13 protein-coding genes are annotated in these 12,099 nt (G+C 39.0%); 2 read left to right on the plus strand and 11 right to left on the minus strand.

The window, feature by feature from the left end; translation table 11 throughout:
- Window positions 1–6: 6 nt before the first annotated feature.
- From ACH8E3_RS00195 to ACH8E3_RS00245, 11 genes are all read right to left on the minus strand, one after another.
- The gene (locus ACH8E3_RS00195) at window positions 7–780 is read right to left on the minus strand and encodes an ABC transporter ATP-binding protein (protein WP_458630570.1); all 774 of its coding nucleotides are present in this window, start codon (window positions 778–780) and stop codon (window positions 7–9) included.
- Window positions 777–1,097 (minus strand): thioredoxin family protein, encoded by a 321-nt coding sequence (locus ACH8E3_RS00200; RefSeq protein WP_458630571.1) that lies wholly within the window; start codon window positions 1,095–1,097, stop codon window positions 777–779. The genes ACH8E3_RS00195 and ACH8E3_RS00200 overlap by 4 nt, the downstream gene beginning before the upstream one ends.
- The gene (locus ACH8E3_RS00205) at window positions 1,094–1,456 is read right to left on the minus strand and encodes a cyclic-phosphate processing receiver domain-containing protein (RefSeq protein WP_458630572.1); all 363 of its coding nucleotides are present in this window, start codon (window positions 1,454–1,456) and stop codon (window positions 1,094–1,096) included. The genes ACH8E3_RS00200 and ACH8E3_RS00205 overlap by 4 nt, the downstream gene beginning before the upstream one ends.
- Window positions 1,446–2,246, minus strand: coding sequence for an Fpg/Nei family DNA glycosylase (locus ACH8E3_RS00210; RefSeq protein WP_458630882.1), 801 nt, complete (start codon window positions 2,244–2,246; stop codon window positions 1,446–1,448). Before ACH8E3_RS00210 ends, ACH8E3_RS00205 begins: the two co-directional genes overlap by 11 nt.
- A gap of 45 nt (window positions 2,247–2,291) precedes the next feature.
- The gene (locus ACH8E3_RS00215) at window positions 2,292–3,074 is read right to left on the minus strand and encodes a TIGR01457 family HAD-type hydrolase (protein WP_458630573.1); all 783 of its coding nucleotides are present in this window, start codon (window positions 3,072–3,074) and stop codon (window positions 2,292–2,294) included.
- 238 nt (window positions 3,075–3,312) lie between these two features.
- Window positions 3,313–4,242, minus strand: a complete 930-nt coding sequence (rnz, locus tag ACH8E3_RS00220; RefSeq protein WP_458630574.1) for a ribonuclease Z — start codon at window positions 4,240–4,242, stop codon at window positions 3,313–3,315.
- A gap of 93 nt (window positions 4,243–4,335) precedes the next feature.
- Window positions 4,336–7,734 (minus strand): methionine synthase, encoded by a 3,399-nt coding sequence (gene metH / locus ACH8E3_RS00225; RefSeq protein ID WP_458630883.1) that lies wholly within the window; start codon window positions 7,732–7,734, stop codon window positions 4,336–4,338.
- Between the two features lie 336 nt (window positions 7,735–8,070).
- The gene (locus ACH8E3_RS00230; RefSeq protein ID WP_458630575.1) at window positions 8,071–8,493 is read right to left on the minus strand and encodes a FixH family protein; all 423 of its coding nucleotides are present in this window, start codon (window positions 8,491–8,493) and stop codon (window positions 8,071–8,073) included.
- A 173-nt stretch (window positions 8,494–8,666) separates the two neighbouring features.
- A complete protein-coding gene (locus ACH8E3_RS00235) occupies window positions 8,667–9,461 on the minus strand; it encodes an HAD family hydrolase (RefSeq protein ID WP_458630576.1) in 795 nt (264 codons plus the stop codon).
- Window positions 9,462–9,485: 24 nt separating this feature from the next.
- Window positions 9,486–10,016 (minus strand): hypothetical protein, encoded by a 531-nt coding sequence (locus tag ACH8E3_RS00240; protein WP_458630577.1) that lies wholly within the window; start codon window positions 10,014–10,016, stop codon window positions 9,486–9,488.
- Window positions 10,017–10,157: 141 nt separating this feature from the next.
- A complete protein-coding gene (locus ACH8E3_RS00245; protein WP_458630578.1) occupies window positions 10,158–10,526 on the minus strand; it encodes a LysM peptidoglycan-binding domain-containing protein in 369 nt (122 codons plus the stop codon).
- Between the two features lie 173 nt (window positions 10,527–10,699).
- On the opposite strand from ACH8E3_RS00245, the gene lexA reads away from it, so the two are divergent.
- Together lexA and ACH8E3_RS00255 are read left to right on the plus strand one after the other, a co-directional pair.
- The gene (gene lexA / locus ACH8E3_RS00250) at window positions 10,700–11,326 is read left to right on the plus strand and encodes a transcriptional repressor LexA (protein ID WP_458630579.1); all 627 of its coding nucleotides are present in this window, start codon (window positions 10,700–10,702) and stop codon (window positions 11,324–11,326) included.
- A 97-nt stretch (window positions 11,327–11,423) separates the two neighbouring features.
- Window positions 11,424–12,077: a pentapeptide repeat-containing protein gene (locus ACH8E3_RS00255; protein ID WP_458630580.1), complete on the plus strand. Its 654-nt coding sequence runs from the start codon at window positions 11,424–11,426 to the stop codon at window positions 12,075–12,077.
- Window positions 12,078–12,099: the final 22 nt, after the last annotated feature.

Below are 12,099 nucleotides of genomic sequence, written 5' to 3' on the forward strand. Positions count from 1 at the left end.
GTTGGATTAACCTCCAGAAGTTACCTTGATCCAGGGACGTCCACCGTCCCATTCCAGTTCAACTGGAATTTCATAGGTACGCATAATCATTTCCTTATTCAACACTTGTTCTTTAGGTCCTGCAGCTACTAACTCTCCATCTTTTATAAGCGCAACATGTGTAAAGAGTGGTACAATTTCTTCTACATGATGTGTAACATAGACAACATTGATGTTGCTTTGTCTTAATCGATCTACTTCCACTAACATTTTTTCCCGTTCAAACAGATCAAGACCTGCACATGGCTCGTCCATAATGAGAAGCTTGGGGTTACCCATTAAGCATCGAGCTAACAGTACCTTTTTACGTTCTCCTTGCGATAGGGTTCCTAAGGTATGCTCTGCTAATCGAGAGATATTCATCTCTTCCAATAGGCGATATGACTTTTCCTTTACGTCTTGTGGAATAGCTTCATAAAAACGTAAGTAAGCATAGGCACCTGTAGCCACAATTTCCCATACTGTATCCGTCAGAGCCATTCTCTCCAATAGCGAGGGGCTAATATATCCAATATCTTTACGTACTTCTCGAATATCACATTGACCATATATATTCCCCATCACCTCTACTCGACCTTGACTTGGAAATAAATATCCGGTCATCATTTCAAGTAGTGTCGTCTTTCCGGAACCATTACGACCTAATATGACCCAGTTCTCACCACTTTTAATTTCCAAAGATACATCATTGAGTATGATGTCTTTGTCCCTTTGAAGAGAGATATGTTGCATCGAGATCATTCGATCACACTCCTTATCGCGTCTAACAATTCTTCCACTGAGCCCATTCGATAAATAATGGTGGGCAGGCCATCATGCCCCGCGTCCATCAACATTATCGCTGGTACACTTCTGATCTTATACTCTTGTGCAAATAATGGCATCATATTCACGTTTATAGCTGTAATCGTGTCTTCTGGAATTAAATGTTCCACAACCGTAAGCATTCTTTTCGCGGCTGTACAAGTTCCACATAATGGTGTGTATAGAAATAAGACGACTGGTTTATCTTTACGGTGTAATAGATCACGAACTTCTAACTCTTGGAGATCTCTCATCGCGAATCTGCTTCTTTCGCAATACGATGAAGGTTCTCTGCATCCATGGGGCCGTTATGAAGAACCATATCCTTCGGTTTATGTTCAAATAATAATTGATACATCTCATTTTTCCCATGCATGCTAGAAGTATGTAAATATACTTCACGTGGAAACAATCGTTCACGAATCATAGCTATGACTACATCCCTACCACATATTGGACTGTCCCAACCAAGTTCATAATCGAGGGATAATATATCAACGTTACATTCCCGCAACATCATTAGACACTCCTCACCACTACGAGCTAATGAGAACCCCTTAGGACATCTGCGAACATCATCTAAATATAAATGTATTGTCTGCTTACTTTTCATGTTGGCAAGTTGGACATAAGAAGGATTTACGTCCAATCAATTCTACTTTTGTAATGATATCTGTGCATTGAGTACATATTTCTCCTTCGCGACCATACACTTGATACTTATAATTCCCAGTCTGAATATCATCCTGTGTGAACGGCTTATTCATCGACCCGCCTGATTCTATAGCTTGATTCAGTACTGATTTGATACTATGATACAATGCCTCTACCTCTTCTATGGATAGATCCTGCACCTTAGTCGTAGGTGATAATTTGGCATGAAATGAAATCTCATCAGCATATCGATTACCGATCCCAGCGACTACACTTTGATTAACTAGTAATGTCTTTAAAGATCCTCGACGTGCTTTTACCAATTTCACAAAACGATCTCTGTCCAATCTACGATCATTTACTTCAAGACCAAGTTGACCTAACACCTCACCTGCTTCCTTCGCAGATAATAAATGTAGATATCCTGTGCGTGGTAAGATGAAATATAGACTTGATTCACCAAATATTATTTCTATAGATGCTTGGTGATCTAATCCATCCCCATCAGTTCCATATTGTATATACCCACCAGGGATAAGATTAACAAGGATTCTATGACCATTGTCTAAATGAAAGTTCAGAAATCTTCCCCGACGCTCGACAAACACAATTCTAATATTGTTTAGTTGCGATGTGAGTATATCTTCATCAATATTCACTAAATTCTTCTTGTTCACTATCACTTGACTGATGGGTGCATCTAATATTTTTTCGGAAATGCATTTCCGATAATTTTCTAATTCAGGCATTTCAGGCACTGCATTCGCCTCTTCCTATTCATTATTGTGTATACCTCATAGATGCTGAAGTAGTTCTTGAAGATCTTTACATACAATTGAAGGTTCTATACCCGCTAATCGAATGTCCGATGCTAAGCTCTCTTTCGTTGTAATCCCTGTGAGCACTAATATGGTTGAACACCCCGCTGCTACGCCAGCAGAAATATCTGTATGCATATTATCTCCAATAACAGTAACTTCTGTTCTATCTAATTTCAATATATCTATCGCGTAATTCATCAAATGATGAGAAGGCTTCCCTATGATCACAGGCTTCACACCGGTACCTGCTTCGATCGCAGCGGCAATCGTTCCAGCCCCTGGAATTAACCCATGATCGGATGGAAGAAGTAAATCTGGATTCGTAACGATATATTTAGCCCCATCACGTATCCATCGAACGGCGGATGATAATGTCTCATACGTAAAGTTTCGATCAATACCCTGAACGACGTATCGTGGATTGTCTTCTACGATTTGTAATCCCGCTTCGATCAAAGCTTGACGTAACCCATCTTCTCCCACAATAGCGACTCTAGCTGCAGGATCTCTTTGTGCAATATACACAGCAGTTGCTTGTGATGAAGTGCAGATATCCTTCGCTTCCGCTTGAATTCCCATTTCATTCAATAAACACGCAACATCTTCAGATGTACGTGTAGAATTATTGGTTACAAATAAATAAGGGATCTGCTTCGTCTTCAAATGATTAATCAGTGCGTCAGCGCCAGGTATCATATAACGCCCGTGATACATCGTCCCATCTAAGTCTATTAATAATCCTTTGGATTTAGCCAATAATCATGCACTACCTTTCATATCGAACGTTAAATATTTATTGTACATGTTAATGATATTACAGGAGTAATTATCGATTTCCACTTGACAAAAGCGTCTAAAGGGATCACAAGAGATCGTCATTCGTCAGTTTTGATCGAAACCATGTAAGATTATTACACTTATTTGTGAAGTACCATGTCATTTCCTGCGCTTTCCCGGAAAATAATCATATCATTACCCAGTAACCACTCAATGTTTATATTGTACGTATAATTGGAAAAATGGTGAATTCTTCAGCTAATAACGTGTTTGGAAAAATAGACTTTGCTTCATCTAAGAGCAACCCTAGCTGTTGCATATCTTTATATCGAGAGCTGAAATGCGTGAGAATAAGCATCTTCGCTCCGGAATTCCGAGCCGCCTCGGCTGCTTGAATTGTAGTGCTATGGTAATATTCATGAGCAGTATCCACCATCTCATGAAGATAAGTAGATTCATGAACCAATACATCTGCATGGTTAGCAAGTGTAGCAATAGAAGCACATGGTCTAGTATCCCCCAGAATCGTTACGACCCTACCCTTCTTGGGAAGCCCCAGAACATCCTGCGGTCGTATGATTTCTCCACTATCCAGTATAATACTTTCACCACGTTTGATCTTTCCGTATATAGGACCTGGTCTAATACCATAAGACTGAAGCAATGAGAGATCCAGCGTACCCGTGCGATCTTTCTCTACCACTCGATATCCAAAACTATCGATTCGATGTGTTAGAAGGTCAGCATGAACAGCGAATGTCTCATCTTCAAATACAACGCCACCACTATGCTCTACCACATCCAGAACATAATCCATACGTGATTGACTTAATCGCATGGTTGTATCTATATATTCCTTTATACCATGTGGGCCATACACAGTTAGGGGTGAAATTCCCCCTTGATTACTTCGACTTGCAAGTAACCCAGGCAATCCGAATAAATGATCACCATGTAAATGTGTAATAAATATCTTCTCAAGCTTACTTAACCTTAAAGAAGATTTAAGAATCTGATGTTGGGTTGATTCTCCACAATCAAATAACCAGAAACAACTTCTTTCTTCAAATAGTCGAAGGGCAATAGAAGTTACGTTCCTTTGAAGTGTCGGCACACCAGCATTCGTACCTAGAAATAATAATTCCATATTGCCCCCATTTCCCTTCCAACAACACAGCATAAGATCCTTATGAATTCAAAGGATCTTATGCTAGTGTGTGTTGTGGATTCTATTCTAACGCTATGCCTTCTCCACGTTGAAGTATTGTGCTTGCGGATGGCTGAATACCATCGCAGATACCGAAGCTTCCGGTTCCATCATACAACCTTCTGTCAATTCAATCCCAATGTCCTCAGGTGTCATTAACTTAAATAACGGTATTTGATCTTCTAGATCCGGACATGCAGGGTAACCAAACGACACTCTGATACCCTGATATCTAGCACCAAGTCTTTTCTTCATCGTCATATCTGCAGGATCTGGGAATCCCCATGAATCGCGCATCATATGATGAATTCGTTCAGCCAATCCTTCTGCCGTCTCAAGCGCAACAGCTTGTAACACATGTGAACGTAAATAGTCCCCTTCGTCCTTCCATTCTGTCGATAACTTCGACACACCGTGCCCAGCAGTAACTACAAGAAAGCCAACATAGTCCATTATGCCACTCTCAACTGATTTCAAGAAATCAGATAGACATAGGTACGGTTCCACTCTCTGACGTGGGAAAGTGAATGTATGCAATATCTTGGTATGATCTTCAGGATCGTAAACTAAGATATCATTACCTTTAGATTGTGCTGGGAAGAAACGATATACTGCATGTGCTTGAATAATAGCATTCTTTATTGCTTCATTCATAATATCATCTACTGATTCTTTTAGTGACAGGGCTTTATCGTTTCCTTCAGCCAATAGTTGCTCCACGGATCCACGAAGCCCTAAATGATGTCCCATAAGCATCTGCATATTCACATAAGGCATGATATGGGATATAGGGTAATTTCGTAACACATGACGCTCTGTATCTGGCGGAATAAGAACTGGGTTATCTGTAGCAATATTAGATTTCATTGCGCGAGTTAACACAGGTAATTCCTTCACTTCTAATTTAGATGCTTCAAAAGCTTCCAGTTCTTCTTGCATCTTCACACGCATCTCTTCACGTTGTACTGGATCCATGAGTTTATTCGCGATGTCAAGTCCATCCATAGCATCTTTAGCATATACAACCATGCCATCATATTCTGGTTTGATCCGAGTTTTGGTGAATTTACGAGTCAATGCAGCTCCACCTACCATGATTGGAACATCAATCCCAGTGTTCTTCAAATCCTGTGCGGTAATGACCATCTGCTGGGCAGATTTCACGAGAAGCCCTGATAAACCAATAATATCTGCCTTCTCTTCCCGATAAGCTTCAATAATTTTCTCTGGCGGAACCTTAATCCCTAAGTTAATGATCTGGTAACCGTTATTAGATAGTATAATCTCAACCAAGTTCTTTCCGATGTCATGTACATCACCTTTTACGGTAGCTAACATGATTTTACCTTTGATGCTAGTCTCATCCTTCTCCATGAAATCTTCAAGATAGGTAACGGATGCCTTCATCACTTCAGCACTTTGTAGTACCTCTGCTACGATAAGTTCATTATTATTAAATAGTCTACCTACTTCAGCCATACCTACCATAAGCGGACCATTGATGACCTCAAGAGCCGAGTATTTCTTCAATGCTAGGTCTAAATCAGGAATCAGACCTTCCTTCGTACCTTCAACTACATAGGAAGATAGTCTCTCTTCAAGGGTTAGATTGGATATTAGTTCTTTCTTGACCACTTTCTTCTCACGAAATGCTGCTACAAATTCAGCAAGCGTCTCGTCATTAGTATTAAATATAAGCGCTTCTGCTAGACGGCGTTCTTCTAATGAAATCGAAGCATATCTTTCTAGCTTTTCCGTATTTACAATTGCATAATCAAGACCAGCCTTCGTACATTCATACAAATAGACTGAATTTAACACTTCACGGCCCGATTCAGGTAGTCCGAATGAAATATTGCTAAGACCTAGAATGGTTTTCACTTCTGGATACTTTTCTTTAATCAATCGAATTCCTTCAATAGTCTCTACAGCAGACCCGATATATTGAGGGTCACCTGAACCTACAGGGAACATATTAGGATCAAATATAATATCTTCTGGCTTCATACCATACTTATGAACAAGAAGCTCATAGGAACGGGTGGCCACTTCTAATTTCGCTTCACGTGTTACAGCCTGACCCGTTTCATCAATAAGGATGCAGACAACAGCTGCTCCATACTGATGTATCAATGGAACAATTTTCTCGAATTTCGATTCACCATCTTCAAGGTTAATGGAGTTAATTATCGCTTTACCTTGAGAATATTGAAGCCCTAACTCGATGATATGATCATAAGTCGAGTCAATCATGAGAGGAACTTTGACCTTCTTTGCAACTAAAGGCAAAAAGTTATTAACGGCATAGGCCTCATCGATATCTGTATCTTGAAGATTGATGTCAATAATCTGAGCCGCACCCTTTACTTGAGATCTAGCAATCTCCGATGCTTCATCAAATTTACCTTCTTTAATAAGACGTTTGAATTTACGTGAGCCCGAAATATTAGTGCGCTCTCCAATCATAATAGGACGATTGTCTGGTTCAATAAATACAGCATCTATACCCGATATCGCTGGGGGATGTTCACCATATGTACGTCGCGGCTCATATTCGGACATCACCTCTACCATTGCACGGATGTGTTCTGGCGTTGTACCACAACAGCCTCCTGCAATATTAAGCCATCCCTGCTCAGCGAACGCAGCCATTTTCTTGGATAATGACTCTGGAGATTCGTGATAATGTCCATTCTCATCAGGAAGCCCAGCATTTGGATAACAGCTCACAGCCGCACTTGATATAGCCGCTAGTGATCGTATATGATCTCTCATGAATTCAGGTCCTGTAGCACAATTGAGTCCAACCGAAATAGGATTTAAGTGTTCTAATGATATATAAAAGGATTCAATATTCTGACCTGCTAATGTTGTTCCCATCGGCTCAATTGTTCCTGATATCATAATAGGCAGTGTCACACCACTCTGCTCAAATGCGTTGCGGATACCAATGCTACCCGCCTTAACGTTCAATGTGTCTTGGCTAGTCTCTAATAGAAGCAAATCTACCCCGCCCTCAATAAGGGCAAGCGCTTGCTCTTCATATGTATCTACAAGTTCTTTAAATGTTACCCCGCCTGTAACAGACAATGTCTTTGTTGTAGGCCCCATTGCTCCTATAACATAACGTGGCTTCTGTTCCGTACTATATTTATCAACAGCAAGACGTGCTAATTCAGCAGCCTTTAAGTTGATTTCACGTGATTTCTCAGGTATATCATAATCTGCTAACACAACGGATGTTGCGCCAAATGTATTCGTAGAGATCATATCTGCACCTGCATCAAGATAGGATTCATGAATTTGTTGAATAGCGTCTGGTCTTGTCAGAACCAACATTTCGTTACAACCGTCTAACGCCTCTCCCCCAAAGTCTTCTGGTGAAAGATCTAGTTGCTGGATCATGGTACCCATAGCCCCGTCCATAATCATTATTCGTTCTTTCAATGATTCTTCTAATTTTTGTATAGTCAACTTAAATCCCCCCCACTTAAACATTAAATATTAGTTTAACATAGATGTAGTCTATTATAAAAGGATAATGCCGAGTTTAATCGTCATATTTAGCACAGATTTGCAACGGAACTTTAAATGGATAGTTAATGTACTCATTCCTCAATTACGAATATAAATACATAACAGCAGTATTATTGTACGTGTACTGGTGATCAACAATGATTATTTCATTTCAAAGTGTCAACAACAATTATGCAAAACCCCATTCTCTAAATTCAGAGAACAGGGTTATTTAATATCGACTTATATCCATTATTCCGTTACTACGATTTCTTTCTTCGGCATACTATGCATAGCGCCAACCGTGACATGTGATATCACAGTGTATGTATCTGCTTTGTCCAGGCTAGTCTCAAGGACATATTTCCCTTCACCAGCATGTTCTGCATTTAGTTCAACATGTTTACCTTCTTTGTTAGAAGGAACAAATTCAATGACAACTTTATCGGCATTGTTTACATGTTCATTATTTTGCGTCACCAATACTTCAATCATAATTTTATCTTTTACTTTTATCTGCTCTGGTTGAACACTCAAGTCAACAAGAACTGGTGTTAGCGAATCATTACTACCCATATCCATGTTACTGTGACTATTCTTCTCACTATTACATCCAACTAACATCAATAAAGAAATGATTACCAATGCAAATCCAATACGTTCTCTGATCCTCATAATTTCCCTACCTTTCAAAGAAATATTAATGAATCTATCTACAAGCAATGTAAATTGCTATGACATTTATCATACTAGCATAAAAAAGCCAAGTCGTCTGCACATATAGCAGTGAATTGGCTGAACATGTCGATGAAGTTCATCAATTGTTCTTTTTTATAAAAAAGATAGCTTCATGAAAATTCGTCTATAATCTTATGCAACTCCGATAAATGTTCTATCTCGTAATTAGGTGTAATCGCTGGATCCTTAGCTCTATCTGTTCTATTGATCCATACGGTCTGAATTCCTGCCGCAAGTCCACCACGGATATCTGTTGTTAACTTATCTCCAACCATCAACGCTTCATCATGACCAACATCTAATATGGATAATGCATGATTAAATATGGATACATCAGGTTTACCAATTCCGAATTTCCCCGAAATTACGATACCATCGAAGTAAGATGCTAACGTCGGTACACCATCTAACTTCTCTTGTTGTAAAGCCGGACAGCCATTCGTTAGGAGAAGTAACTTCACTTGCCCACGCAATTCATCAAGCACTTGGAATGTTTCTTCATACACATGGGGACGTGCGCGTCTCTCCGAAGCAAATTGTTCAGAAAGTTCATTAGCTAGGTCAACATCATCTATCCCTAATCTTAAAAGACCATTTCGCCAAGCATCTTTACGATATATCTTAGCTATCTGTTCCAATTGACGGAATTCGGATTGATCACCTGCCGTGAAATTAGCCCATAGTCCCTCAAATGGATTGATACCAATCTTCGTAGTAAATGAATAGGTCTCATAAGATTCATACAATGCTCTTGCTTCAATTCTAACCGCTTCTTCCAATTGAACAGGATCAACACCTGTTGCCTGATTAGCTCTTTGGCAAGTTGCTTCAAATGATTCAAGCACGCTTCGTTCATCCCATAGTAACGTATCATCTAAATCGAATATAACTGCTTTAATCGACATATCTCATATTCTCCCCCAACGTTATTACTTTTCAAAAGGAATATTGTTTTCTGTTGCAAACTTTTCTAGCCCTTCACCCATGCTATGGATATTGTAACGGTTAATTAGACGGGTGAAGACCCAATTTGATCCTTTATCTTTGGTCTCAATAACAGCCGAGCCTTTACTTATTTTGATTCTAGCAATGTTAGATGCTGATAATACACGTACTTTACTCAATTTGGTTGTTTGCAGATTATCTTTGTTTACTTGTAAGTAAGGACGTCTCATAAATAAGATAACAGCCAAAACGATATATGATATTGTTACAACCCAAGTCATGACAGGGCTAGTCGTATTCCCTGTATCTGGTAGTGAGCTTGTCGCCCATCCGAGCATACCATATAATGTCCCAAGCATAATAAGTATGAATGGGAATACATATTTACGGCCTTTATATGTATTACTATTCGAGATAACACCTTGATTGCTAATACTTGGTTGGCCTTGCTTCTTACGTTGCTTATTAAGTTCTGTGCGATTCTTCTGAACCTTTCTCTCCCATGAACGTGACATCGTTGGGCCTCCTCTAATGTTTTAATTAATGCATTACTTTGTTGAAACCCTCTGAATCTTCAATTTCAGTACTAACTCTGCCACGTTAAAAAGAGCTTGTCAAGGAATTCACCTCACCAAGCTCTATATTGATATTGTTATTTAATAGGTCGGTAACTTCAATACTTCTCCAGCCAATATCTGACCATCTGTCAATCCATTTAATTTCTTCATTTCCTTAATGAAAATACGAGTATCCATATCTGCTGGTTTCTCTTGGACAGCGATTCCCCACAATGTATCTCCAGACTGTATGATACGATTCTTCGTAATGTGAGGTTCTGGAGCAGAATTCGCGAACGATTGTATGCTAACAGAACAACCTACAATAATGAGTAACAAAACCCATAAAGATTTCTTAGCTATAGGTCGCACTACAAATTCTTTCATACGAATGCCCATCATGTATGTATATGATTCTCTTGTATTTATGGTTGTATGAATACTCTTATATGTACTATATCTTAGCATATTATCTCATCTCCCAAACGTTTGTTCTTGTTTCCGAAATAACTATAACACGAACAAGTGTTTTGTTCAATACATTTTAGAACAAACGTTCTTTTATTTTTAGAACCCCTGTTTGTACGAACGGTAGTTCTATGTTATAATTCCAATAAGTAACTATAACGAGGTGGTTCAATATGTCTAAGGTATCGAGTCGACAACAAGCAATAATAGAATTCATACGTAACGAAGTACGCACCAAAGGATATCCACCCTCTGTACGCGAGATTGGAGAAGCGGTTGGATTAGCTTCAAGTTCAACAGTTCATGGACATTTAGACCGTCTTGAAAAAAAAGGCCTCATTCGTAGAGATCCTACGAAACCTCGAGCAATCGAGATTTTAGGCCAAGTCGAGTCTGACGATCAATATCAATTCTCACATACTGTGTCTCGTGTTCCTATCGTAGGTAAAGTTACCGCTGGTGTACCGATTACTGCAACAGAGAATATTGAAGATTACTTCCCTTTACCGCAACATTATGTAGGTGATGAGAAAGTGTTCATGCTTAACGTTACAGGAGATAGTATGATTGAAGTAGGTATTCATGATGGAGATATGGTCATAGTACGTCAGCAACAGACTGCAGACAATGGGGATATTGTTGTTGCAATGACAGATGAGGATGAAGCGACCGTTAAGACTTTTTATAAAGAGAAGGATCACATAAGACTGCAACCTGAGAATGCTACATATGAACCTTTACGATTGGGGCATGTTACAATACTAGGTAAAGTCGTCGGTCTATTTAGAGACATTCATTAAATTCATGAATTCAATTCAAATAAGAACACATCAATAGAAGGGATACAGTGCAATACTTGCGCTGTATCCCCTTCTATGTCATTGGAGGTTACATAATATGAAATCTAAGAAGACTGTTTCAAAAATAGATCATCCTAAGGTCTCAAAAGACAGGATAGAATCTGTTAATATAACGACATTTCAATCAGAGGACTGCATCGAACGGCAATGGTTCCAGGATTGCTCTATGAATGGTATTTCTTTGGATCATGTGACGTTTGATGAAGTCATCTTTACAAATGTCGATTTCTCTGATATGACCATCACGAATCTTGAACTAACCGATGTTATATTTGAGAAGTGTGACCTGTCTAATACGGATTTCAGTCATGCGAACATACACAGAACACAATTTCTCGATTGCAAAACTATAGGATTAAATCTATCTGAGTCAACTCTCCGCAACATTTCATTTAAGAACTGTATTGGAGATTTCGCTAACTTCCGTTTTGCGAATATGAAATCAGTAATAATGGAAGATTGCTCATTAACTCAATCAGACTATTGTTACTCTACGTTAGAATATGTGGATTTCCTGAGATCGAATATCGATCAATCACAATTTACAGGCTCCAAGCATAAGGGTATCGATTTCAGTACATGTGATTTCTCAACCATTACCATGAGCCTTGCAGATGCGATGAATTGTTCAATTACCAGAGAACAAGCTTATGTGTTTGCTAATTTAATGGGATTGATCATTAAAGAATAATCTATATGTATTTAAAAAGGGT

The organism is Paenibacillus sp. CMAA1364, from assembly GCF_054373195.1.

What these genes read in the sequence shown, in the direction of transcription:
- metH (WP_458630883.1), bottom strand. Translation starts at nt 7,734, where the DNA reads ATGATTATGGACGGGGCTATGGGTACCATGATCCAGCAACTAGATCTT.
- ACH8E3_RS00195 (WP_458630570.1), bottom strand. Translation starts at nt 780, where the DNA reads ATGATCTCGATGCAACATATCTCTCTTCAAAGGGACAAAGACATCATA.
- lexA (WP_458630579.1), top strand. Translation starts at nt 10,700, where the DNA reads ATGTCTAAGGTATCGAGTCGACAACAAGCAATAATAGAATTCATACGT.
- ACH8E3_RS00240 (WP_458630577.1), bottom strand. Translation starts at nt 10,016, where the DNA reads ATGTCACGTTCATGGGAGAGAAAGGTTCAGAAGAATCGCACAGAACTT.
- ACH8E3_RS00230 (WP_458630575.1), bottom strand. Translation starts at nt 8,493, where the DNA reads ATGAGGATCAGAGAACGTATTGGATTTGCATTGGTAATCATTTCTTTA.
- ACH8E3_RS00200 (WP_458630571.1), bottom strand. Translation starts at nt 1,097, where the DNA reads ATGAGAGATCTCCAAGAGTTAGAAGTTCGTGATCTATTACACCGTAAA.
- rnz (WP_458630574.1), bottom strand. Translation starts at nt 4,242, where the DNA reads ATGGAATTATTATTTCTAGGTACGAATGCTGGTGTGCCGACACTTCAA.
- ACH8E3_RS00205 (WP_458630572.1), bottom strand. Translation starts at nt 1,456, where the DNA reads ATGAAAAGTAAGCAGACAATACATTTATATTTAGATGATGTTCGCAGA.
- ACH8E3_RS00235 (WP_458630576.1), bottom strand. Translation starts at nt 9,461, where the DNA reads ATGTCGATTAAAGCAGTTATATTCGATTTAGATGATACGTTACTATGG.
- ACH8E3_RS00245 (WP_458630578.1), bottom strand. Translation starts at nt 10,526, where the DNA reads ATGCTAAGATATAGTACATATAAGAGTATTCATACAACCATAAATACA.
- ACH8E3_RS00255 (WP_458630580.1), top strand. Translation starts at nt 11,424, where the DNA reads ATGAAATCTAAGAAGACTGTTTCAAAAATAGATCATCCTAAGGTCTCA.
- ACH8E3_RS00210 (WP_458630882.1), bottom strand. Translation starts at nt 2,246, where the DNA reads ATGCCTGAATTAGAAAATTATCGGAAATGCATTTCCGAAAAAATATTA.